General features: G+C 67.9%; 21 protein-coding genes and 1 pseudogene. 17 read left to right on the forward strand and 5 right to left on the reverse strand.

What is annotated here, in order from left to right:
* The first annotated feature begins 109 nt into the window (after positions 1-109).
* From MEICH_RS30640 to MEICH_RS0104385, 6 genes and pseudogenes are all read left to right on the forward strand, one after another.
* Positions 110-358, forward strand: a complete 249-nt coding sequence (locus MEICH_RS30640) for a DUF4160 domain-containing protein (RefSeq protein ID WP_084542173.1) — start codon at positions 110-112, stop codon at positions 356-358.
* Positions 345-623, forward strand: a pseudogene (locus MEICH_RS30645) (DUF2442 domain-containing protein); the annotation flags it as partial. The gene MEICH_RS30640 and the pseudogene MEICH_RS30645, both read left to right, overlap by 14 nt.
* 198 nt (positions 624-821) lie before the next feature.
* Positions 822-1,094 (forward strand): hypothetical protein, encoded by a 273-nt coding sequence (locus MEICH_RS30020; protein WP_027891590.1) that lies wholly within the window; start codon positions 822-824, stop codon positions 1,092-1,094.
* 1 nt (position 1,095) lies between these two features.
* Complete coding sequence (locus tag MEICH_RS0104375) at positions 1,096-1,587, forward strand: hypothetical protein (RefSeq protein ID WP_157202609.1); 492 nt, start codon at positions 1,096-1,098, stop codon at positions 1,585-1,587.
* 34 nt (positions 1,588-1,621) lie between these two features.
* Positions 1,622-2,074 (forward strand): hypothetical protein, encoded by a 453-nt coding sequence (locus tag MEICH_RS0104380; protein ID WP_027891592.1) that lies wholly within the window; start codon positions 1,622-1,624, stop codon positions 2,072-2,074.
* A 177-nt stretch (positions 2,075-2,251) separates the two neighbouring features.
* Entirely contained in the window at positions 2,252-2,491 is a 240-nt protein-coding gene (locus MEICH_RS0104385) for a ferredoxin (RefSeq protein WP_027891593.1), read from the forward strand.
* Positions 2,492-2,834: 343 nt separating this feature from the next.
* On the opposite strand, the gene MEICH_RS0104390 is transcribed toward MEICH_RS0104385, so the two are convergent.
* The 5 genes from MEICH_RS0104390 to MEICH_RS0104410 form a co-directional block, all read right to left on the reverse strand.
* Positions 2,835-4,055, reverse strand: a complete 1,221-nt coding sequence (locus MEICH_RS0104390) for a class I SAM-dependent methyltransferase (protein WP_051303904.1) — start codon at positions 4,053-4,055, stop codon at positions 2,835-2,837.
* A 170-nt stretch (positions 4,056-4,225) separates the two neighbouring features.
* Positions 4,226-5,392 carry a methyltransferase C-terminal domain-containing protein gene (locus MEICH_RS0104395; RefSeq protein ID WP_027891595.1) on the reverse strand — a complete coding sequence of 389 codons (1,167 nt, stop codon included), beginning with the start codon at positions 5,390-5,392 and terminating at the stop codon, positions 4,226-4,228.
* Between the two features lie 63 nt (positions 5,393-5,455).
* A complete protein-coding gene (locus MEICH_RS0104400; protein WP_027891596.1) occupies positions 5,456-6,496 on the reverse strand; it encodes an NAD-dependent epimerase/dehydratase family protein in 1,041 nt (346 codons plus the stop codon).
* Positions 6,497-6,506: 10 nt separating this feature from the next.
* Positions 6,507-7,313, reverse strand: a complete 807-nt coding sequence (gene rfbF, locus MEICH_RS0104405) for a glucose-1-phosphate cytidylyltransferase (RefSeq protein WP_027891597.1) — start codon at positions 7,311-7,313, stop codon at positions 6,507-6,509.
* A 420-nt stretch (positions 7,314-7,733) separates the two neighbouring features.
* A complete protein-coding gene (locus MEICH_RS0104410) occupies positions 7,734-9,017 on the reverse strand; it encodes a hypothetical protein (protein WP_157202610.1) in 1,284 nt (427 codons plus the stop codon).
* Positions 9,018-9,238: 221 nt separating this feature from the next.
* Here MEICH_RS0104410 and MEICH_RS0104415 point away from each other — a divergent pair, with 221 nt between their 5' ends.
* The 11 genes from MEICH_RS0104415 to MEICH_RS23595 all read left to right on the forward strand — a co-directional run.
* Positions 9,239-9,508, forward strand: coding sequence for a hypothetical protein (locus MEICH_RS0104415; protein ID WP_036218301.1), 270 nt, complete (start codon positions 9,239-9,241; stop codon positions 9,506-9,508).
* 512 nt (positions 9,509-10,020) lie between these two features.
* The gene (locus tag MEICH_RS0104420) at positions 10,021-11,034 is read left to right on the forward strand and encodes a LacI family DNA-binding transcriptional regulator (protein WP_027891600.1); all 1,014 of its coding nucleotides are present in this window, start codon (positions 10,021-10,023) and stop codon (positions 11,032-11,034) included.
* 158 nt (positions 11,035-11,192) lie between these two features.
* Positions 11,193-12,431: an ABC transporter substrate-binding protein gene (locus tag MEICH_RS0104425; RefSeq protein ID WP_027891601.1), complete on the forward strand. Its 1,239-nt coding sequence runs from the start codon at positions 11,193-11,195 to the stop codon at positions 12,429-12,431.
* 105 nt (positions 12,432-12,536) lie between these two features.
* A complete protein-coding gene (locus MEICH_RS0104430; RefSeq protein ID WP_027891602.1) occupies positions 12,537-13,514 on the forward strand; it encodes a carbohydrate ABC transporter permease in 978 nt (325 codons plus the stop codon).
* A gap of 3 nt (positions 13,515-13,517) precedes the next feature.
* On the forward strand, positions 13,518-14,447 hold the full coding sequence (locus MEICH_RS0104435) for a carbohydrate ABC transporter permease (RefSeq protein ID WP_027891603.1): 930 nt from the start codon (positions 13,518-13,520) through the stop codon (positions 14,445-14,447).
* A complete protein-coding gene (locus tag MEICH_RS0104440; protein ID WP_245587615.1) occupies positions 14,431-15,465 on the forward strand; it encodes an endo-1,4-beta-xylanase in 1,035 nt (344 codons plus the stop codon). The genes MEICH_RS0104435 and MEICH_RS0104440 overlap by 17 nt, the downstream gene beginning before the upstream one ends.
* A 34-nt stretch (positions 15,466-15,499) precedes the next feature.
* Positions 15,500-16,843, forward strand: a complete 1,344-nt coding sequence (locus tag MEICH_RS0104445; RefSeq protein WP_027891605.1) for a GH1 family beta-glucosidase — start codon at positions 15,500-15,502, stop codon at positions 16,841-16,843.
* Positions 16,844-18,436, forward strand: a complete 1,593-nt coding sequence (locus MEICH_RS0104450; protein WP_027891606.1) for a glycoside hydrolase family 43 protein — start codon at positions 16,844-16,846, stop codon at positions 18,434-18,436. It begins immediately after the preceding gene.
* Between the two features lie 103 nt (positions 18,437-18,539).
* Complete coding sequence (locus tag MEICH_RS0104455) at positions 18,540-19,367, forward strand: glycoside hydrolase family 16 protein (RefSeq protein ID WP_027891607.1); 828 nt, start codon at positions 18,540-18,542, stop codon at positions 19,365-19,367.
* 270 nt (positions 19,368-19,637) lie between these two features.
* Positions 19,638-21,848, forward strand: coding sequence for a glycoside hydrolase family 3 N-terminal domain-containing protein (locus tag MEICH_RS0104460; RefSeq protein ID WP_027891608.1), 2,211 nt, complete (start codon positions 19,638-19,640; stop codon positions 21,846-21,848).
* A 428-nt stretch (positions 21,849-22,276) separates the two neighbouring features.
* On the forward strand, positions 22,277-22,891 hold a 615-nt coding region (locus tag MEICH_RS23595), incomplete at its 3' end, for a substrate-binding domain-containing protein (RefSeq protein ID WP_027891609.1).

Raw genomic sequence — 22,891 nt, forward strand, 5'->3', positions numbered from 1 at the left:
TCCGGAGCCGGTCACCACAAGATCAAAAACCAGTAAAACCCAAGCGAATTTGAAAAACCCAAGCGACTGTCGTACCTTGTAGGAAGGAGACTGATATGCTCTTGGGCAAATGCCGAGCTGTAGGATAGATGGATTCCGGATAGTTATATATCCCAACGATCATCGCCCTCCCCACGTTCATGTCATGACCACCGATGGTGAAGTCCTTATCCTTCTTGGCCTCGACGGAGAGGCTGTAGAGATTCGCGAGATTCGCGGGGGTGTCAAAAACGGCGATGTAGTGAGAGCTGTAGAGATAGTGAGTCGAGACAACGACTCCCTGTTGGAATGGTGGCGAGAGATCCATGGTGACTGCTGATCTTCTTCAACAAATTGAGGCTGCTCGGAAGGCGGGTGAGTTGGCGGAGCGGTCTGAGCCCGTGGCTCGCCACGCCCGCTACAACCCACTGTCCCGGGAACTCGAGGTCGAACTTAGAGATGGCCGCCGCGTATCGGTCAGCGTTGACCTGATCGAGGGTTTACAGGGGGCTAGTGACGAGGCGTTGAGCCAGGTCGAGGTGACCCCGGCTGGGACCGGTCTCCACTGGGAAGCGCTGGATGCCGACGTGAGCGTGCCTTTCCTCGTAAGGGGTGTTTATGGGACGCGGGCCTGGATGGCCCAGTTAGGACAGCGAGGGGGTAGGGTCAGCAGCCCGGCCAAGGCTGCAGCAGCTCGTAAGAATGGGAAGAAAGGGGGGCGACCTCGAAAGTCTCCGGTCTCACAACCGGAGGAAGCCCCCATTGCATCCACAGACTGTACGGTTCGGCTGCACTTGCCGCGCATGCTGTATCAGCAACTGCAGAAGGGCGCCCGGGAGGAGGGAGTGGCTCTCGAGGCCTACCTTCTAACCCTCGTGGCTCAGGGCGCGTCGCACCACCGGCTGCACCTTGAACTGCAGAACGTTTGTCAACGGCTGGACCGCATAGAGCACCGGCTGCTCGCGTGGGGCTGGCAAATCGAAACTCAAATCCGCGCGAACGCCTTCGAGCATCTGCGTGGACCCCACGTTCTGGCTTCAGTGCGGGAGGATTTCCAACGCTTCCTGGGGGCTTAGCTTGAGCAAGAGATCTGCCAACACCCCGTCCGCTTTGAGCCCCGCCGAGTACGGGCAGTTCATCGAAGGGCTGGAGCTTCTCGAAGTTCGGCTGGTTCGCCTCAACGTCGAAGCCAGGAGCTTCCCGATCAAGCCTGCTGGTACCCGGCTCGAGGTCGCAGACGAGGCGAGCTACACACCCGTAGATGGCGGCTTTGAAGTTTTCCACCGCTACTTGCTGCTCGCGACCAACGCCCAGCCATCTTCCGAACCCGTCGGAAGAATTGAAGCGGAATTCGGGTTGCGCTTCACGAGCGTTCAACCGATCGGCCAGCCCTACTTCGAGATTTTCCGTGACGTCAACCTCCCGGTGAACACCTGGCCTTACTGGAGGGAGCTGGTCCAGGCGATGACGGCGCGGATGGGATGGCCGCCCGTCACACTGCCTTTGTTGAAGCGGGGAACCCAGCCTGCCGGTAGGTCTACCGTTCGCAAAGGGAGGAAGAGGAAGTAACCTCCGCTCGTGTTGACGGTTGAGGAGAGCGTTCATGGATAAACCAGTGCTCCATGACGACCGCCAACTCGCCGCCTCGCTCTGGGCGAGCGCGATCGGCCTCTACGTCGTCCCCCAGTGGCTCAACGCCCAGGCCAGCGTCGCCGGTCTCGTGCTGGCGGTGTTGGCTCTGCAACTGGCGGCTCTGCTCAAGGGGAGTCCGTACTCGAGGCTCCAACTGCTCCAGATCGCCGCCCTCATAGCCGTTACGGCCGTCGGACAGCCCGTCATGGCTTTTCTGGCCGGCTTGCCCCAGCCCCAAGCCCGCCTCCTGCCCTCGGAGGTGCCGCTCATCCAGCCGTACTCGGTGCTGGTCGGTGCATACATGTTGCTGGTTACCGGCCTCTTCGTCTGGGGGTGGCTCCGCGCTCGAGCCGGGTTGGCCGAACCCCTGCCCGGGCTCGGTGGCTGGGCTCAGCGGATCGCCGCCTCGATGCACTCGGACTGAGCGGGGAAGCCTCGAGCTAATCGATTATCGATGCCTGTAGCTCCAAAAGGCGTCTGAGCCGGCTTCGCGGCCGGCGGGCCGAATTGGTATTGACAACCAGCGATTTTGCTTACAATAGGGCGCAGACGGTGGCCGCTCGGCCAGAGCCCAAGCCGTTATCCCCCAGGAGGTGAAGCCATGCCCCACGTGATTACCGAGCCGTGCATCGGCGTCAAGGACAACTCGTGCACCGAGGTGTGCCCGGTCGAGTGCATCTACGACGGTGGTGACCAGTACTACATCCACCCCGACGAGTGCATCGACTGCGGAGCCTGCGTGCCGGCCTGCCCCGTCTCGGCCATCTACCCCGAAGAGGACGTGCCGGAGAACTGGCAGAGCTACATCGCGAAGAACCGCAAGATGTCGGGGCTGGAGTGATTGGCGCGGATAGCTGAACGCCAAACGCCGATAGCTGATAGCTGAGCGCGGGTGGTACGTCCTACGTCGTACGTCGTACGCAAGACGCCAAACGCAAAACGCCCTGGCCTCCGGCCCTGGACCCTAGACCCTCCCCGCGTGCGGGGAGGGGTTCCTTTCACCACGAGCCTATCGCTTACTGCTGACGGCTGACCGCTGATAGCTGATACCAGATTCGGTTGGTTCGTCACCGTTCGGTGACGAACCAACCCGACCGAAGGGAGTGCTCTGGGGTTCAAAAAGATAGCCTCCGGGGCCCTTCGGATCGGATGACTATCTTTTTGAATCCGGTATGACTTCCCTCCTACCTCGCCCCCACCCCAAGCATTTCGGGGTGGAGGCCCCGCTCGGCGAGCATCTTGCTGATCTCGGGGAGGTAGATGGGGTTCATGACGAGCACCACGTCGGGGCGGTAGGCCTCGAGGAAGTCCGGTCCCACCACCTTGTGGCCGGTGGCGGGCATGTAGAAGCCCTGCTTGTAGGGGTTGATGTCCACGGCGTACTCGATCTCGTCCTGCAGGCCCAGGGTGGTGAGGAAGGAGACGCCCTTCGAGCCCGCGCCCCAGATCACCACCTTCTTGCCCTCGGCGTGCCAGCCCCGGATCAGGCCTTGCCAGCGGGCGATCTCCTGCACCACGGCCTGTTTGAACTGCGGGACGAGGGTGTTCAGCAGCTCGAGGTCGTCCTCCTCGGGCAGCAGCGCGTTGGGCTCGCCCGGCCGGGCGTAGAGCAGGATGTACTGGTCGTTGTAGGCCCGCACGTTCTCGAGCACGCGGAACCCGGCCTGCCGGTGCAGGCGGCCCAGCGAGCCCTGGGTGAAGTAGGAGGCGTGCTCGTAGAAGATGTCCCAGAAGGCGCACTCCTCGAGGATGCGCCGCACGTCGGGCACCTCCATGAAGTACAGCGCGTCGGAGCGCAGGTTGGCCCGCACCGTGCGCACGAACTGCGCGACCTCGGGGATGTGCTCGAGGGTGTGGCGGTGCATCACCACGTCGGCCTCGAGGGTGCGCCCGGTGTGGTTCTCGTACCAGTCGATGACGTACTCGATGACGCCCTGGGCCTCGGGCAGGCGGCCGGGCACGGCGGCGGGGTCCATGCCTAAGCCGGTGTTGCCGCCCTGCTTGCAGACCTCGAGCAAGAACTCCCCCTTCCCGCAGCCGATCTCCAGGAGCTTCCGCCCCTGCACGCCGTAGCCCTCGACCAGCTTGCGCGCGAGCTCCTTGGCGAATTTGCCGAAGGTGGGGGAGAAGCCCTGGGTCTCCTCGTAGTTCTCGTCGTAGGAGAGCAGCGCGAAGTCGAACTCGGTGTTCTGGATGAAGCCGCAATCGGGGCAATAGGCGAGCTCGAGGTCGCCCCGGGGCACCGCCAGCGCCTCTTCCCGCGTGGCGATGAGGCGGATGCAGTGGATGGGGATGTTGGGCGCACGGTAGAAGGGCTCGAGGTTCGTGCCCCCGCAAGCGCGGCAGTGCTTGGCCCCCGGCTTGGCCTGGGGGTAGGGGTTGGTCTGGGGTTGGGGGATGGACATGGTGTGAAAGCTCCGTTGTTTGATGGATCTCAGCTGTCAGCCTTCAGCGATAAGCTCGTGGCTCACCCTCCCCAACCCTCCCCGCCCGCGGGGAGGAAAGGAGAAGAGCGTTTAGCGTTCGGCATTCGGCTATCGGCTATGGGCTATCGACCATCGACGTCTTCCAGCATTCACCGATTAACCCTCACCGCGTCCTCCACCACCGGCCCCACGATCTCCGGGTGCGGCAGCGGCACGATGAACTTGCCGCCCAGGCGGGCGAACTCGGCCTGCTGCTCGATGACGGCCTGGGCGTAGTCCCAGGCCAGGATCAGCAGGTAGTCGGGGCGGGTGACCAGGGCGTGCTCGGGCGAGAAGACAGGCAGGTGGACGCCGGGGACGTAGAGCCCCTGCTTGAAGGGGTCGGGATCGACCACGTACTCGACGACCTCGCGGCCTAAGCCCACGTAATTGAGCATCAGCACGGCGCGGGCGCTGGCACCGTAGGCGGCGATGCGCTTGCCCTTGGCCCGCAGCTCCAGCAGCAGCGCCAGCAGCGCCTCGCGGGCGGAGGCCACGCGGGAGGCGAACTCCTGGTAGAAGGCCAGGCTCGACATGCCCAGCCGGCGCTCGAGCTCGAGGTAGCGGTGCACCGAGGGCTCGGCGGGGCGGGCCTTGCCGGCGTAGAAGCGCAGCAGGCCGGGGCGGGTGGGGTGGCGCTCGAGGCGGAACAGGCGCAGGCCGTGGCGCAGCAGCAGGGTCTGGATCGAGGTCACCGAGAAGTAGCTCTTGTGCTGCGGGTGCAGCGTGTCAAACTCGCGCCCTTCGATGAGGTAGCGGATGTAGGGGCTCTCGAAGAACGCCACGCCGTCCTCGTGGAGCGCCAGCGCGATGGCCGCGATGAAGCCGCCCGGGTCGGCGGTCTCGGCCAGGGTGTTGTGGGCGAGGATGAGGTGGGCCTTGGGGTGGTGCTGGGCGTAGTCGCGGCCCAAGCTCTCCACCCCCCGCACCTCGACGGCGCTCTGCTGCAGCTTGGAGCGCAGCTCGGCCAGCGGGTTGCCCAGCTCGAGCACCACGCTCTCCTCGCCCAGCCCCAATTCCTCGACGAACTGCTGGAAGCCCTGCGGGCTGCCCAGGCCGAAGTAGGCGAAGTCCTCGGGCTCGCTGGCGGCGGGGCGCACGGCGCTCATCTGCTGCACCAGGGCGCAGCGGTGGCAGAAGCCCAGCTCGATGGGCACCCGGCTCTCGAGCACGCCCAGGTGCTCGGGGCCGATGAGGCCCTGGGGCAGCTTCCCCAGCTCGAGGAAACTGCTGAGCTGAGCCGAACCGCACGAGCGACAACGGTGTATTTTTCTCACGGCGATACCCTCAAATCCCGTCCTTCAATCGTCCCCGTGGCCGGAAGCCCGGCCCGGGCGCCATCACGACTGCACGGTCTCCTTCCAGTAGAGCTCCTCGTCGAGCCTGCCTTCGGCCTGCAATTCCTTAATACGCTTGATGCGCATGAAGCGCGAGCTCTTGAAGCTCTCCAGCGTGAGGTCGCGGCTGCGGCGGTACTCGTCGTAGAGCTGCTCGATGCCCTTGCGCACCGTCCAGACCGGCTTGAACTCGGGGAGCACGGCCTTGATCTTGTCGCAGTTGACCCGGTAGTTGCGGATGTCGGGCTCGGCCCCGTCGGAGAAGGTGGCGGTGCTGCCGGGCACCACCTCCGCCACCATCTGCGCCACCTCGCGCACGCGGTAGTTCTCGCTGGTCTGGCCCACGTTCAAGGCCTCCAGGTGCACGCGCTCGCGGGGGGCCTCGAGCGCCGCCAGGAAGGCGCGCGAGATGTCCTCGATGTGCACGAAGGGCCGCCAGGGCATGCCGTCGGACTTCATGGCGATCTCGCCGGTGAGGTGGGCCAGGCCGGTGAGGTCGTTGACCACCAAGTCCGAGCGCAGCCGCGGCGAGAAGCCGTAGGCGGTGGCGCAGCGCATGAAGGTGGGGCTGAAGTTCTCGTCGGCCAGGGGGACGAGGTCGAACTCGCAGCGGATCTTGGACTCCCCGTAGGGCGTGACCGGGTTGAAGCCGGCGGTCTCGTCGAGGAAGTCCTGCGGCCCGGCGCCGTAGAGGCTGCACGAGCTGGCGAAGAGGAAGCGCTTGACCCCGGCCTTCTTGGCCGCCTGCGCCGTGCGGATGACGCCGTAGTGGTTGATGGCGTAGGTGGTCCGGGCGTTGAGGTTGCCCAGCGGGTCGTTGGAGAGCGCGGCCAGTGCGATCACCGCGTCGAAGCCCACGAAGTGCTCGGGCTCGACCTGCCGCACGTCGACGCGGATGGAGGGGATGGCGGGGGGCTCGTCGCTGAAGTGGCAGCCCTCGTAGAGGAAGCTGTCCAGGCCCACCACCTCGTGCCCGGCGTTCTGCAGGAAGGGCACCATCACGCTGCCGATGTAGCCGTTGTAGCCCGTGACCAGGATCTTCATAGCAATGCTCCTAAACCTGCCCGAATACTTTGCCGTCGAGGCTACGGGCGTGTTCGTCCCAGATTTTCCAGGGGGCGCGGCCCCCGTCCCAGAGCTTCTCGAGGTACACCTTGTCGCGCTGGGCGTCCATGGGCTGGAAGAAGCCCTCGTGCTTGAAGGCCATGAGCTCCCCGGCCATGCTCAAGCGCTCCCAGGTCTCGGCCAGGTCGCTGGCGTCGCCCTCGATGTACTCGTCGCAGATCTCGGGCTCGAGCACCGCGAAGCCGCCGTTGATCCAGGCGGTGTCGAGGGGCTTCTCGCTGAAGTCGGCCACCCGGTCGCCCTCGAGGACGAGCTGCCCGAAGCGGGGCGGGGGGTGAACGGCGGTGAGGGTGGCGAGCTTGTCGTGCCCCTTGTGGAAGCGCAGCAACTCGGGGATGTTCACCGTAGAGACCGAGTCCCCGAAGGTCATGAAGAAGGTGCCGTCGAGGTAGGGCCGCAGCCGCTTGATGCGCCCGGCCGTGTTGGTGTGCAGGCCGGTGTCGACGAGCTTGACCTTCCAGTCGAGGGCGTGGGGGTTCTCCACCTCGATGGTGCCGCGCCCTAAGTCGAGGTGCATGTTGCCCGAGTAGGCGGCGAAGTCGGCGAACCACTTCTTGACGTACTCCCCCTTGTAGCCCAACGCGATGACGAACTCGCTGTACCCGTAGTGCGAGTAATGCATCATGATATGCCACAGGATCGGCATGTTGCCGATCTCCACCATGGGTTTGGGCTTGACCACCGTCTCCTCGGAGAGCCGGCTGCCCACCCCACCTGCCAGAATCACTACCTTCACGCCTCAACACCTCCCGAATGATCGAAAAACCCAGCCTACAGCTTAGAGGGGGGAGCGTGACAGTCGCGTTATGGGGTGGCTGGCCCGTCTCCAACGGCCCAGATGGGGGGGCGTTAACTGCCTATGAGCGGCCGTAGCGTGGGCAACGGGAAGATAACGGGGAACTTCACAAAGTGTCGGTGGCCGATAGCCGGGCGCCGGGCGCAGAGCGTGGGTCGTGCGTCGTACGTCCTACGTCGTACGCGAGACGCCAAACGCCAAACGCCAAACGCAATACGCCAAACGCCTTGTTCCCCCCTTGGCAAGGGGGGTTGGGGGGGATAAACCCTCCCCGCCGGCGGGGAGGGAAGGGGAGGGGTGAACCACAGGCCACCAGCCTTTTGCTGACGGCTGATAGCTGATAACTGACGGCTTACCGCTTTACCGCCGCAGCGCCCAGGGGAGCCCGGTGATCTCGAGGTACTCGCTCACGGCGTCGATGTACTCGCCCCAGGTGAAGCTGAGCTCGATCTCGTCGCGGACGTTGGCGATGCGGTCGAAGTATTCCTCGTCGGTGAGGTCGCCCCGGTCGTAGAGGGCCTTGCTCTGGGCGAGGTACTGCTGCTCGAGGACGATGGCGCGTTCCCCCAGCGCGAGGCGGCGCTCGAGCAGGGCCAGGCGTTCGCGGCGGGCGCGCAGGTCGGCGGCGATCTCGGCCTCGAGGGTCTGCAGGATGAGGTTTTGGCTCTGCAGGCGGGCGTTGGTGCCGTAGGCGGTGTTGAAGAACAGGGCGTCGAGGTCGATCTCGGCCTCGAGGACGAAGCCCCAGCTCGGGGCGTCGAGGGCGTTCTCGTCGGTGGAGGGGGAGCGCAGGTCGAGGCTGGTGCCTACCGAGAAGACCCCCTCGTTGAAGCTCACCGAGCCGCCGATGCCGAAGGAGTCGCGGGCGGTGGTCATGCCCACCCCCGCGCGGAAGCCGGGCAGCCAGGAGAAGTTGGCCCCGCGGGCCTCGATCTGGATCTGGGTGAGGGTGGCGAGCTCGTTGAGGTAACGCGTCGTGGTGCGGGGGGAGACCTCGGGGGTGGCGAAGCGCACGGTGCGGCTCTCGGCGTTGCCGCGCAGGCCGTACCTGGCCGCGTCGCGCTGGGCGGCGGCGAGGGCGCTGCGGGCCGATTCGACGCCGAGCTGGGCGCTCTCGACCCCCAGCTCGGCGCGCTGCAGGTCGAGGGCGGTGGCCTGGTTCTCCTCGCGGCGCTCGCGAACGGCCGCCAGGCGGGCGCGGGCCACGCCCAGGCGGGCTTCGGCCTCGCGCAGGAAGAGCTGCTGCTGCCACACGCGGGTGTGGGCCTGCAGGGCCAGGCGGGTGCTCTCGCGCAGGAGGTTGAGGTAGGACTGGCGGCGGTCCTCGAGGTCGCGCGTCAGTTGGCCTACGCTGCCGGGGTTGAGCGTCCAGCCGAGCTCGAGGCGCAGCCCGTAACCGCTGGTGGGGTTGCTCTCCAGGAAGACCGCGTCGGGCGACTGCCCCAGGGACAAGGTGGGCAGGGCCTTAGCCCCGAACCCCCCCTGCGCGAGCTGCAGGGCCTGCTGGGCCGCGTCGAGTTGGGCCTTGGCTAAGTCGGCGCGGGGGTCTTTATACCTCAAGGCGTCCTCCGGGCCGAAGGCGGCCGCCAGCGACGCCAGAATCCAGACCAGTGATAGTGCGGTACCCCGTAGAATGGATCTCATTTCTCCTCCGTGATCTCGCGCGGGTGAGCGGGATTGACTCAGCGCCTTGCCCCGAGTCTAGCCACTTGGCGTAAACCGGGCGTTAAGGAACGCCCGGCACTGGGCTTTTCCCCGCCAGAGCGCCCCTGGAGGGGGTGGGGGCGGGGGTGCCGTCACCTGAAACGCGAGGCTTAACGGCCCAGGTAACGAACGCCACATCAGCCGGGGCTACACTGGAGGGCGTGAGGGGATTCCGGCACACCGCCAGGGGCCTGCTGCGCCTCGCCCTGATCGTGCGGCTGGGCCTGCACGAGCGGTTGCGGATGCTTTGGCTGCCGGGCCTTAATCCTCCGGCCATGTTTCGCCGCAGCGACCAGACGCGGCTGCCGCTGAGCCTCGAGCACGCCTACTACCCGGTGCACCGCCAGGGGGAGCTGGTGCTGATCCCCAAGGACGCGTACTACCAGGAGGCGGAGGAATTGCTCGAGCGGGTGAGCGGGGACGGGGCATGAGGTGTGGGACGCCGAGCGCTGATAGCTGATGGCCGGGCGCGGGGCGTACGTCGTACGCCAAACGCCAAACGCAAGACGCGGGGCGCCTTGTCACCCCCCTTAGCAAGGGGGGCTGGGGGGGATACCCCCTCCCCGCGGGCGGGGAGGGAAGGGGTGGGGTTCACCACGAACTGACGGCTGAGGGCTGACGGCTAATAGCCGATAGCCGAGGTGCTGCTGTTAGCGGTCTGCCTTTCCAGTTCCGCCTTGGCTGGCACTAAGGAATAGAAAACGCTTTCTTGGCGTTTCGTTGGGCGGTTGAGGTGTGGACCTCGCGGAGATCGGCTGTCAGATGGCGAATTTTCCGGGCTTGGCCCGGCTGGGCTTGTCGTGAAAGGGGCGCGAGGGCTCGAGGGTGTGGAATTGGTTGATCTGGAAAACGCTTGTTGAAGACTTCTTGACAGCGCTTTCAAAGCATGGTTTACTGTGGGCCAGTCAACAGTGTCGTAGGAGCCATCACCCTGGAGGGAAATGTGCCTGATTCGGTCACCTTGAGCCACGTCGCGCGGGAGGCAGGAGTCTCCCCGAGCACGGTCTCGAGGGTCATCAACGGCACGGCGCGGGTCGCGCCCGAGAAGGAACGCGCGGTCTACGAGGCGATCCGGCGGCTGGGGTATCGGCCTAACCTCATCGCCCAGGGGCTCGCCAAGGGCAAGTCGATGAGCGTGGGGGTCATTACCCAGGACATCGCCAGCCCTTACTACGGCGAGGTGATCAAGGGCGTCGAGGAGGGTTTGGGCGGCAGCCCCTACTACCCGGTGTTCGCCAGCGGGCACTGGCGCCCCGACGCCGAGCGCGAGGCCTTCAAGGTGCTCAGCGGGCGCAAGATCGACGGCCTGATCGTCATGGGCGGCCTGCTCCCCGACGCCGAGCTCCTCGCCCTGGCCGAGCACTTGCCTACGGTGGTCATCGGCCGCACGGTGCCGGGCCTCGAGCCCGACTGCCTCACGGTCGATAACGCCCAGGGCGCTTACGAGGCCACCCGCCACCTCATCAACCTCGGGCACCGGCGCATCGCCCACATCGCCGGGCCGCTCTACCAGCAGGACGCCCGCGACCGCCTCGAGGGCTACCGCCGGGCCCTCGCCGAAGCCAACCTCAACTTCGACCCCCGCCTGGTGGTCGAGGGCGACTACCACGAGCCCTCCGGCCTGATGGCGGTGGAGGCCCTGCTCGCGCGGGGCGCCCTGTTCACGGCCATCTTCTCCTCCAACGACCAGATGGCCTACGGCGCGCGATTGGCACTGCACCGCCGGGGCATCCAGGTGCCCGGCGAGGTCTCGCTGGTGGGCTTCGACGACCTGCCGAGCTCGAGCTACACCACCCCGCCCCTCACCACCGTGGCCCAGCCGTCCCTGGAGTTCGGCCGCGAGGCGGCCCGGGCCATCCTGAGCAAGCTCGAGGGGCGGCCCTACGCTTTCGCGCCGCTGGCGAACCGCCTCGTCGTTCGCGAGTCTACGGCCCTGCTGCGCCAGGGGGTGCGCTAGCGTGCCCCATTCCCCCCGATCCCCCGGAGGCGCTTCCCCCGAAGCGCACTGCCCTTGCCTCAAATCCCGCGAAGGAGGTGTTCGAGTTCCTGATTTGAAAGCGCTTACAAACCCCGGCAATCGGCCTTGAGACGAGTTTCGAGCGAGGAGGTCTTCGGATGAAGAAAGCTGCAGCCGTGTTGCTGGCCGCGCTGGCCCTGGGTGGGCTGGCCCTGGCCCAGAAGAAAGTGATCACCGTCGGAGTGTTCCCCAACCTGGACGACGCCATCAAGGCGCAACTCCCCGGCTTCTACAAGCTCTACCCCAACATCGAGGTCAAGCTGGTGACCTTGCAGTACGCCGACCACCACAACGCCCTGACCACCGCGCTGGCCACCGGGCAGGGCCTGCGAGACGTCGAGGCCATCGAGATCGGCTTCGTGGGCCGCTTCGCCGAGGGCCAGGGCTTCGAGGACCTCAACAAGCCCCCCTACAACGCCGACCTGTACAAGAGGCTCTTCACGCCCTACACCGTCGCCCAGGCCACCAGTGCCGACGGCCGCTTCATCGCCATGCCCGTCGACATCGGCCCCGGCACCTTCTACTACCGCAAGGACATCCTCGACAAGGCCGGGATCAACCCCGCGAGCATGATGACCTGGAACGGGTACATCGAGGCGGGCAAGAAGATCAAGGCCATGGACAAGAACGTCTTCCTCATCGCCAACGCCGCCGACGTGGCCTGGATCAACATCTTCTCGAGCGTAGGGGCGGGCGAGGGCTACTACTTCGACAAGAGCGGCAAGGTGGTCGTGGACGGCCCGCGCTTCGTGCGCGCCTTCGAACTCGCCAAGCAGATCCGCGACGCCGGGCTCGACGCCAAGATCGGGGCCTGGACCAACGAGTGGTACGACGGCTTCAAGAAGGGCACCGTCGCCACGCAGTTCTCCGGCGCCTGGCTGCAGGGGCACCTGCAGAACTGGATGGCCCCCGAGACCAAAGGCCTGTGGCGCGTGCAGCAGCTCCCCGAGGGGCTGTATGGCTCGTGGGGCGGCAGCTTCTACGGCATCCCTAGCGCCTCGAAGAACAAGGCCGAGGCCTGGACGCTGATCAAGTACCTCACCACCAACCGCGCCGCGCAGGTCGACGCCTTCAAGGCCATCGGCGCCTTCCCGGCGCTGCTGTCGGCCCAGACCGACCCCATCTTCGAGCAGGGCGTCGACTTCCTGGGCGGCCAGAAGGCCCGCGTGCTGTGGCGCGAGGCGGCCCGCAAGATCAAGCCGGTGGAGGCCAACAAGTACGACCGTATCGCCAACGAGATCATCAGCACCGCGCTGTCGCAGGTCCTGGACGAGGGCAAGGACATCAAGGCCGCGCTGGCCGAGGCCAAGACCCTCATCGAGCGCCGCATGCGCTAGAGCTGCCCGTCGCGGGAGGACTCGAGCCCACACCGGACTCCTCGGGTGCGGTGTGGGCCCGACCTGAAGCCCCCTGAGCGCTGCTAGAGCGAAAGGAGCGTCGCAGTGCAACGCAGCAGCACCGCCCCTCCAGGGGCCATCAGCCGGCAGATGCGCTGGAGCAACCTGCAGCGCCGCTGGGCCCCGTACGTCTTCATCAGCCCCTTCTTCATCCTGTTCCTGATCTTCGGGCTCTACCCCACGCTGTTCTCGCTGTACATGTCCTTCCAGTCGTGGTCACAGACCGACGGCTGGGGCAACTGGAAGTTCGTGGGCCTGGAAAACTACGGCTTCACCTTCACCGACCCAATGTTCTGGCGGGCGATGTACAACACGGTCTGGCTGGGCATCGTCTCGGGGTTGCCGCAGCACCTGCTGGCGATCCCGCTGGCCTTCGCCATCCACATGGGCCTCAGCCGCTTCAAGACCTTCGCCAGCGCGGTCTACTTCCTGCCCTACATCACCTCGACCGTAGCGGTGGCCCTGATCTTCAGCACGCTCTTCTCCACCCAGAAGGGCGTGATCAACCAGACCGTCGCCTACCTCAACACCCTGCCCCTCTTCGGGTGGTTCCTGCCCGACGAGCCCGTCAACTGGTTCCTCAACTCCACCATCAAGTGGGGGATCGCGCTGGTGGTGATCTGGAAGTACACCGGCTGGAACACCCTGCTCTACCTCTCGGCCATCCAGGCCATCCCCCGTGACCTCTACGAGGCCGCTTCGGTGGACGGGGCCACCCGCTGGCAGCAGTTCCGCTTCGTGACGCTGCCGCTGCTGCGCCCCATGATGTTCTTCGCGGTCTCGCTCACCATCATCGGCAGCATGCAGCTTTTCGAGGAGCCCTTCGTGCTGCTCAACGGCGGGGCCAGCTCGGCCACGCAGGGCGGGCAGACGGTGGCGATGTACATGTTCCGCACCGCCTTCGAGTGGCTCGAGATGGGCACGGCGGCCTCCATCGCCTGGCTGCTGTTCGCTTTCATCGCCGCGCTGACCATCATCAACAACCTCGTCTTCGGGCGCGCGGCCCAGGGAAGGGGGGATTGAGGCATGGCCGTACAGTCACCCAAACCCCTCGCCCGCGGCAGCCTCGGCGGCGGCCTGGCCCGGCTGAGCGGCTACGGCCTGTTGCTGCTGGGCGGGCTGGCGACGTTGGCCCCCTTCTACTTCATGTTCGTCTTCGCCACCCACGAGCGCTCGGAGATCTTCGGCTCCCCGCCGCCGTTGTGGTTCGGCAACGACCTGGCGACGAACTACCAGATCCTGCTCGAGAAGATCCCCTTCTGGCGGGCCTACTGGAACAACGTCTACCTGGCGCTGGTGGTCACGCTGTGCAACCTGTTCTTCTGCAGCCTGGCCGGGTACGCCTTCGCCATGTACGAGTTCCGCGGGCGCAACCAGCTCTTCGCCTTCGTGCAGGCCACGCTGCTGATCCCGGCTATCCTCAACCTCATTCCCTTCTACCTGGTCATGACCCAGCTCGACCGGGCCATGGACCCCCTCGCCAACGCCTTCGCCGGGACCTTCCTGGGGCAGCTCCACCTCTTCGACTGGATCAACACCCCCAAGGCGCTGTGGCTGCCGGGCATGGCCGGGGCCATCGGCATCTTCATGATGCGCCAGTACATCGCCTCGGCCATCCCCCGCGACCTCGTGGACGCCGCCCGCATCGACGGGTGCAGCGAGTTCGGCATCTACTGGCGCGTCGTGCTGCCGCTGGTGCGGCCGGTGCTGGGCACGCTGGGCCTGATCACCTTCATCGGCTCCTGGAACCGCTTCGCCGACGTGGCGGTGATCCTGCGCAGCCAGGAGACCCAGACCCTGCCGGTGGTGTTGCGCACCCTGCAGGGGGCGACCGACGTGGAGTGGGGCGCGATCATGGCCGGCACGGCGCTGCTGGTGGCCCCGCTGCTGCTGCTGTTCGTCTTCGCCGCCCGTCAGCTCATGGAAGGACTGACCTCCGGTGCGGTCAAGAGCTGAGCCCCTCCTCCGCACGCTCGCCCTGGGGGCGGCGGTCGGGCTGGCCTCGCTGGCCCAGGGCCAGCCCGCCCCGCTGCGCGCGCTGGCCGAACAGCGCGGGCTGTTGATCGGCGCGGCGGTGGGCGGGGCGCTGTACGACCCCCTCGAGCCCGAGTACGCCCAGCTCCTCGCCCGCGAGTTCAACCTGGTGGTGGCCGAGAACGCCATGAAGTGGGCCTCGCTGAGCAACGAGCGGGGGCAGTACGGCTTCGCCGGCGCCGACGCCCTGGTGCGCTTCGCCCGCCAGCACGGCCAGCGGGTGCGCGGCCACACCCTCATCTGGCACGAGCAACTGCCCGCGTGGGTGCGCAACGGCACCTTCTCCCGCGAGGCCATGCTGGCCGTGATGCAGGAGCACATCCAGGCGGTGGCCGGGCACTTCCGCGGCCAGGTGGCCTACTGGGACGTGGTCAACGAGGCGGTGAGCGACCGGGGCGGCCTGCGCGAGACCCCCTTCCTGCGGGCCGTGGGCCCCGACTACCTCGAGCACGCCTTCCGCTTCGCCCGCGCCGCCGACCCCCAGGCCAAGCTCTTCTACAACGACTACGGCGCCGACGGCATGGGCGCCAAGTCGGACGAGATCTACGCCCTGCTCAAAGCGCTCAAGGCCAAGGGCGTGCCCATCGACGGCGTGGGCTTCCAGGCCCACCTCGACAGCACCTTCTCGCCCCGGCAGGCGCGCATGCGGGAGAACCTGCAGCGCTTCGCCGACCTGGGCCTCGAGGTGCACATCACCGAGCTCGACGTGCTGCTCCGGGGGGCGGGCTCCAGGGAGGAGCGGCTGGAGGCGCAGGCCCGGGTGTACGCCGAGGTGCTCGAGGCCTGCCGCGCCGTCGCCCGTTGCACCGCCGTGACGCTGTGGGGCTTCACCGACGCCTACTCCTGGCGCGCCGCCGCCGAGCCCCTGATCTTCGACGCGCTCTACCAGCCCAAGCCGGCCTACCACGCCCTGTTGCGGGCCCTGGGGGGCACCCCCTGAGCGGCCTGACCTGACCTTGATAAGGACCACGACCATGACCATCCGACGCGACGACTTCCCCAGCGACTTCGTGTGGGGCACCGCCACCGCCGCCTACCAGATCGAGGGGGCCGCCCTCGAGGACGGCCGCGCCCCCAGCATCTGGGACACCTTCAGCCACACCCCCGGCAAGACCCGCGCGGGCGACACCGGCGACGTCGCCTGCGACCATTACCGCCGCTACCGCGAGGACGTCGCCCTGATGCAGGGGCTGGGCGTCAACGCCTACCGCTTCTCCGTCGCCTGGCCCCGCGTGCTGCCCCAGGGCCGCGGCGCGGTCAACGGGGCCGGGCTCGAGTTCTACGAACGGCTGGCGGACGCGCTGCTGGAGGCCGGGATCACGCCCTGGGTCACCCTCTACCACTGGGACCTGCCCCAGGCCCTCGAGGACGCGGGCGGCTGGCCCGAGCGCGACACCGCCCACGCCCTGGCCGAGTACGCCGCCGTGGTGGGGCAGCGCCTGGGCGACCGCGTCAAGCACTGGATCACCCTCAACGAGCCGTGGTGCTCGGCCTACCTGGGCTACGGCAACGGTGTGCACGCCCCCGGTCGCCAGGACTTCGCCCTCTCGCTGCAGGCCGCCCACCACCTGCTGCTGGGGCACGGCCTGGCAACAGAGGCGCTGCGGGCGGCGGTGCCCGGGGCTCAGGTGGGGATCACCCTCAACCTCACCCCTACCCACCCGGCCACGCCCGACCCCCGCGACCTCGAGGCCGCCCGCCGCTACGACGGCTTCTTCAACCGCTGGTACCTCGACCCGCTGTTCGGCTTCGGCTACCCGCGCGACGTGTGGGAGCTCTACGGGGCCATGGTGCCCCGGGTGGAGCCGGGGGACCTCGAGGCCGTCGCCGCCCCCCTCGACTTCCTGGGCATCAACTACTACTCGCGCTCGGTGGTGCGGCACGGCGGCCAGGGCCCCCTCTTCGTCGAGCACGTGCGGCCGGAGGGCGAGTACACCTACATGAACTGGGAGGTCTACCCCGACGGCATCCGCGAGATCGTGGCGCGGGTGGCCCGCGAGTACCGCCCGCCCGCCGTCTACATCACCGAGAACGGGGCCTGCTACCCCGACGGGGTGGAGGACGACGGCGAGATCCACGACCCCCGCCGCCTGGCCTACTACCAGTCCCACCTCAGCAAGTGCGCCCAGGCCGTGCGGGAGGGGGTTCCGCTGAAGGGCTACTTCGCCTGGAGCCTGCTGGACAACTTCGAGTGGGCCGAGGGCTACGACAAGCGCTTCGGGCTGTTCTACGTCAACTTCGCCACCCAGGAGCGCCGCCTCAAGCAGAGCGGGCGCTGGCTGAAGGGCTTCCTCGAGGGCGGCGCGGGGGCCGGCTGAATGATCCGCAACCCCGTCCTGCCCGGCTTCAACCCCGACCCCTCCGTCGTGCGGGTGGGGGAGGACTACTACGTCGCCACCTCCACCTTCGAGTGGTTCCCCGGCGTGCAGATCCACCACTCGCGCGACCTGGTGCACTGGCGGCTGGCGGGGCGGCCCCTGGCCCGCCGCTCGCAGCTCGACCTGCTGGGCAACCCCGACTCCGGGGGCGTCTGGGCCCCCTGCCTGAGCTACGCGGACGGCCGCTTCTGGCTCATCTACACCGACGTCAAGACCTGGGCGCTCGAGGCCCCCTTCAAGGACACCCACAACTACCTCGTCACCGCCGAGCGCGTGGAGGGGCCGTGGTCGGAGCCCGTCTACCTCAACTCCTCCGGCTTCGACCCCTCGCTCTTCCACGACGACGACGGGCGCAAGTGGCTCTTGAACATGGTCTGGGACCACCGCAAGGGCCGCAACGCCTTCGCGGGCATCCTGCTGCAGGAGTACGACCCCGTGCGGCAGGAGCTGGTGGGCCCCGTGCACAACATCTTCCGCGGCACCTGCCTGGGCGTCACCGAGGGGCCGCACCTCTACAAGCGCGGCGGCTGGTATTACCTGCTCACCGCCGAGGGGGGCACCTCCTACGAGCACGCCGTGACCCTGGCCCGCTCGCGCTCGATCTTCGGCCCCTACGAGGTGCACCCCGCCAACCCCCTCCTCACGGCCCGGGACCACCCCGAGCTGCCCTTGCAGAAGGCGGGCCACGCCTCGCTGGTGGAGACCCCGACGGGGGAGTGGTACATGGTCCACCTCACCGGCCGGCCCCTCGACCCGCCCGGCGCCCCGCTGCGCCGCTGCAACCTGGGCCGCGAGACCGCCGTTCAGAAGCTCGAGTGGGCCGAGGACGGCTGGCCGCGCCTGGCGGGGGGTGGGAACACCCCGCGCCTCGAGGTCGAAGCCCCCGACCTCCCGCCCCACCCCTGGCCCCCGGAGCCCGAGACCGACCCCTTCGACGCCCCCACCCTCAGCCCGCACTTCCAGACCCTGCGCCTCCCCGCCGACGGCTCCTGGCTCTCCCTCAGCGAGCGCCCCGGCTTCCTGCGCCTCTACGGGCGCGAGTCGCTGATCTCGCGGCACCGCCAGAGCCTGGTGGCCCGCCGCCTGCAACACTTCCACGCCGAGGCCGAGACCGCGCTGGAGTTCGAGCCCCGGCACTTCCAGCAGATGGCCGGGCTGGTGTGCTACTACGACACGCGGCACTGGGTCTACCTGCGCCTCAGCCGCGACGAGGAGCTGGGCAAGACCCTCAACCTGCTGGCGTGCGACGCCGGGCGCTACGAGGAGCCGCTGGGGCGCGAGGTGAGCGTTGGGGAGGCCGCGCGGGTATACCTCAAGGTGCGCTTCGAGCGCGAAACCTTCCGCTTCTTCTACGCCCTGCAGGGCCAGGACTGGCAGCCCGTCGGCCCCGTCTTCGACTCCGGCAAGCTCTCCGACGACTACTGCAACGGCCTGTCCTTCACGGGCACCTTCATCGGCCTGTGCGCGCAGGACCTGAGCGGGGCGCGGCTGCACGCGGACTTCGACTACTTCACGTACCGGGGGCTCGAGTAGAGGTCGATGGTCGATAGTCGATAGCCAATAGCTGATGGCTGATAGCCCGTGGGGAAAAGCCTTCGGCCACAGGCCACCAGCCTTCGACACGGGGGTCAATCCCATGAAGCTGAACTTTCCCAAACTTCTGTTCCTCCTGGCGCTGGCCCTTCCCGGCGCCCTGGCCCAGGACCTGCCCGGGTGGCGGCTGACCTGGGCCGACGAGTTCAACCTGCCGCTGGGCAGCCCGGTGGACCGCAGCAAGTGGAACGTGGAGACCGGCGGCTGGGGCAACGGCAACAGCGAGCTGCAGTACTACACCGAATCCACCCTCAACGCCGTGCACGACGGGCGCAACCTGGCGATCACCGCGCTCGAGCAGCGCCTGCCGGGCCTGCGCTGCTGGTACGGCCCCTGCCGCTACACCTCCGCGCGGCTCAACACCCGCGGCAAGTTCGAGCAGCGCTACGGGCGCTTCGAGGCCCGCATCAAGCTCCCGCGCGGGCAGGGGCTGTGGCCCGCGTTCTGGCTGCTGGGCAACAACATCGGCACGGTGAGCTGGCCCCTGTGCGGCGAGATCGACGTGATGGAGAACATCGGGCGCGAGCCGCGCACCGTGCACGGCACCATCCACGGCCCCGGCTACTCGGGCGGCGCGGGCATCGGCAAGCCCTACACCCTCCCCGCCGACTTCGCCGACGCCTTCCACGTCTTCGCGCTCGAGTGGGAGCCGGAGGAGCTGCGCTGGTACGTCGACGGCGTGCACTACCAGACCCGCACCCCCGCCGACCTCCCCGAAGGCGCCCGCTGGGTCTTCGACCGCCCCTTCTTCCTCATCCTCAACCTCGCCGTAGGCGGCGCCTGGCCCGGCATGCCCGACGCGACCACGCGCTTCCCGCAGCGGATGCTGGTGGACTACGTGCGGGTGTATGAGCGGACCGATGGCCCATAGCCGGACGCCGGGCGCGGGTCGTGCGGCGTACGTCCTACGTCGTACGCAAAACGCAAGACGCAAAACGCAAAACGCTAAACGCCGAACGCAATACGCAAAACGCGAGACGCAAGACGACCCTTCTTCACCCCCCTTAGCAAGGGGGGCGGGGGGGATAAACCCTCCCCGCGGGCGGGGAGGGAAGGGGAGGGGTGCTTTTCACCACGGGCCACACGCCACGTGCCTCCCGCTGACGGCTGACCGCCAATAACTCACTCGAGGAGATCGATTGTGATCAAACGATGGAGATTCACCCTCGCCTGTGCCGTGCTGCTGGGCTCTTGCCCTGCGCTGGCCCAGCCCCTCTACAAAGACCCCGCGCAGCCGGTGGAGAAGCGCGTCGCCGACCTGCTCGCGCGCATGACGCTGGAGGAGAAGCTGGGGCAGATGACGCAGGTGGCGGTGTCCAAGCTGATGTCGGACGGCTGGGGGCTGGGGCCGCTGAAGGGGGAGTTGCTCGAGCGCTACCTCGTGCAGCGCGGCATCGGCTCGGTGCTCTCGGGCGGGGGGATGGGGCCGGTGCCCAACACGCCCCGCGCCTGGGCCGAGATGACCAACGCCATCCAGCGGGCGGCGGTGGAGAAGGGCCGCCTGGGCATCCCCTTGCTTTACGGCGTGGACGCGGTGCACGGGCACAACAACGTCGTGGGGGCCACCCTCTATCCCCATAGCCTGGGCCTGGCGGCCACCTGGAACCCGGCCCTGGTGGAGCAGGTGGCCCGGCGGGTGGGGCAGGAACTGCGGGCCACGGGCACGCTGTGGAACTTCGCCCCCGTGGCCGACCTGGGTCGTGACCCGCGCTGGGGCCGCTTCTACGAGACCTTCGGCGAGGACCCGCTGCTGGCGGGTAGCCTGGTGGCCGCGACGGTGCGGGGCCTGCAGGCTGGCCGCGTCGCCGCGACGCTCAAGCACTTCACCGGCTACGGCCAGCCCCTCGGCGGCACCGACCGCAGCCCGGCCTTCCTGGCCCCCCGCACCCTTCAGGAGGTGTGGCTGCCGCCCTTCCGGGCGGGCCTCGAGGCCGGCGCCCTCACGGTGATGGCCAACAGCGGCTCACTCAACGGCGTGCCGGTGCACGCCTCGCGCTACCTGCTCACCGACGTGCTGCGCGGCCAGATGGGCTTCAAAGGCGTGGTGATCTCCGACTGGAACGACATCGACAAGCTCGTGGGCGACCACAAGGCCGCCGCCGGCTTCGCCGACGCCGTGGCCATGAGCATCAACGCCGGCGTGGACGTGTACATGGTGCCCATGGAGGTCGAGCGCTACCTCCAGACCCTCAAAGAGCTCGTCGAGGCCGGCCGGATCTCCCGCGCCCGCGTCGACGAGGCGGCAGGCCGTGTCCTGTGGCTGAAGTTCCAGCTCGGCCTCTTCGAGCGCCCCTACGTCGAGGCGGCCGAGGCCGAGAAGGTGGTCGAGGCCCAGCGCCCCCTGGCCAAGCAGGCCGCCCTCGAGTCCGTCACCCTGCTGGAAAACGCCGCCTTCACCCTGCCGCTCACCAACGTCAAGACCCTGCTCGTCACCGGCCCCGCCGCCACCGACAAGACCATGCAGATGGGCGGCTGGAGCATCGACTGGCAGGGCAAGGAGGGGGCCAAGGCCCCCGGGGCGACGGTGCTCGAGGGCCTCCAGAAGGGCGCCCCCCAGGGCGTGAAGGTGGCCTACGCCGACCCCAAGGACGCCAGGGCCCTCGCCGCCGCGGTCAGGGCCTCCGACGCGGTGGTGGTGGCCCTGGGCGAGAAGCCCTACGCCGAGAACGAGGGCAACAACCTCACCGGCGAGCTCCCCGCCGAGCAGTACAAGCTGCTGCGTGACCTCAAGGCCCTGGGCAAGCCGGTCGTGCTGGTGCTGCTCGCCGGCCGCCCCCTGGCCTTCCCCGACGACGCGTGGCTCGTCCCCAAGGCCATCCTCATGGCCTACCTCCCCGGCTCTGAAGCGGGCAGCGCCCTGGCCGACGTGCTCTTCGGCCGCCACAACCCCAGCGGCCGCCTGCCCTTCACCTGGCCCAAGCTCTTCGGCCAGGTGCCCTTCACCTACGACCGCTACCCCGACATCTACCCCAAGGCCGAGCCGCTCTACCCCTTCGGCTACGGCCTGAGCTACACCGACTTCACCTACCGCCTGCAGGCCGCCCGAGCCACCGCCAACGCCGTGGAGGTGGACGTCGAGGTCCGCAACACCGGCAAACGCGCCGGCAGCGACGTCGTCCAGCTCTACACCCGCTTCCCCCCGCTCGGCCTCCTAGCCCCCCGCGAACGCCTGGTGGCCTTCACCAAGGTGAACCTCGAGCCCGGCCAAACCCGCACCCTCAAGCTCACCGCCCCTCTAGACCGCTTCGCCCTGGTGCCAGGCGACGTGTTCAGCCTCGAGCTGCCCCGCGTGCTGCCTGGGCGCTACGTTTTGCGGGTGGGGGAGCAGACGGTGGGGGTGGAGGTGCGGTGAGGGTCGATAGTCGAACGCCCAACGCCGAACGCTGAACGCCGAACGCCGAACGCCGAACGCTGAACGCCATTCGGGATCAATTATCCACTGGGGTTGTGACCGACCCGACAGCTAACTACAGCCCCACTCCCCAGGGGACACCCGCTCGACCTGCGAGCCCGTCCCCGGCCGGGGTGTGCGGCTCACGCGGGAGGGGGTGGCGGGGTGTCGGGGGAGCCCAGGGGGAGCAGGTTTCCGGCGTATGCCGGGTCGCGTACCGCGATGCCCTCGCCATGTGGAATGGCCTCCCCCTAGCTCCCCCGACGGCGGAACCGTGGTCGCCAAACCATAGCACCGCAGCACACCCCCCGCCAAAAGAGAAACGAACAGAGCGAACACGAAACCCGCCCCTACCCGTGCTGAGCTGCTCGAGTAAGATGGCGGCACCGATGATGCTCAAGCCTTCCTGGACCACCTTGCGGCTCGCTGCCTTGTTGACCCTGCTGGCAAACGCCCTGCTCCCGAGCACCGCACAACCGTCCAAGGTGACGGTGGGGGTGAGCTGGGGACACCTCGAGGGCGAGTGGAAGATCCACGAGGACGCGCTGCGGGCCCGGCTGGGCTCGCTGGGGGCGCAGTACACCCGCACCGACGCCAAAGGCTCGTCCGCCCAGCAGCTAAGGGACATGGACGCGCTCGCCGCCAAGGGCGCGGACGTGCTGATCGTGGTCGCCGCCAACCCCGAAGCCCTCCGCCCCGGCCTCGCCCGCGCCCAGGCCGCCGGCATCCCGGTGGTGGCCTACGACCGCCCGGTGCCCGACCCCGCCGCCTTCTACGTGGGCTTCGACGAGCTCGAGGCCGGCCGGATGCAAGCCAGGGCGGTGTACGCCGTCCGGCCGCACGGTCGCTACGCGCTGTTGCTCGGGCCGGGCGCCGAACGGGTGCGTCAGGGGCTGCTCGAGCGGCTCGAGGCCGCCCTCAAGGCCGGCGACGTCCGGGTGGTGGCCGAGCGCTCGGTCGCGGAGCGCAGGCCCGAGGCCGCCCGGCAGGCCATGGCCGAGATC

The sequence above is a fragment of the Calidithermus chliarophilus DSM 9957 genome (assembly GCF_000430045.1).
Taxonomy (GTDB): Bacteria; Deinococcota; Deinococci; order Deinococcales; family Thermaceae; genus Calidithermus; species Calidithermus chliarophilus.

Coding starts and splice junctions, on each gene's coding strand:
- MEICH_RS30640 (WP_084542173.1), top strand. CDS start 110: ATGCCGAGCTGTAGGATAGATGGATTCCGGATAGTTATATATCCCAAC.
- MEICH_RS30020 (WP_027891590.1), top strand. CDS start 822: ATGCTGTATCAGCAACTGCAGAAGGGCGCCCGGGAGGAGGGAGTGGCT.
- MEICH_RS0104380 (WP_027891592.1), top strand. CDS start 1,622: ATGGATAAACCAGTGCTCCATGACGACCGCCAACTCGCCGCCTCGCTC.
- MEICH_RS0104385 (WP_027891593.1), top strand. CDS start 2,252: ATGCCCCACGTGATTACCGAGCCGTGCATCGGCGTCAAGGACAACTCG.
- MEICH_RS0104390 (WP_051303904.1), bottom strand. CDS start 4,055: ATGTCCATCCCCCAACCCCAGACCAACCCCTACCCCCAGGCCAAGCCG.
- MEICH_RS0104400 (WP_027891596.1), bottom strand. CDS start 6,496: ATGAAGATCCTGGTCACGGGCTACAACGGCTACATCGGCAGCGTGATG.
- MEICH_RS0104410 (WP_157202610.1), bottom strand. CDS start 9,017: ATGAGATCCATTCTACGGGGTACCGCACTATCACTGGTCTGGATTCTG.
- MEICH_RS0104425 (WP_027891601.1), top strand. CDS start 11,193: ATGAAGAAAGCTGCAGCCGTGTTGCTGGCCGCGCTGGCCCTGGGTGGG.
- MEICH_RS0104435 (WP_027891603.1), top strand. CDS start 13,518: ATGGCCGTACAGTCACCCAAACCCCTCGCCCGCGGCAGCCTCGGCGGC.
- MEICH_RS0104445 (WP_027891605.1), top strand. CDS start 15,500: ATGACCATCCGACGCGACGACTTCCCCAGCGACTTCGTGTGGGGCACC.
- MEICH_RS0104450 (WP_027891606.1), top strand. CDS start 16,844: ATGATCCGCAACCCCGTCCTGCCCGGCTTCAACCCCGACCCCTCCGTC.
- MEICH_RS0104455 (WP_027891607.1), top strand. CDS start 18,540: ATGAAGCTGAACTTTCCCAAACTTCTGTTCCTCCTGGCGCTGGCCCTT.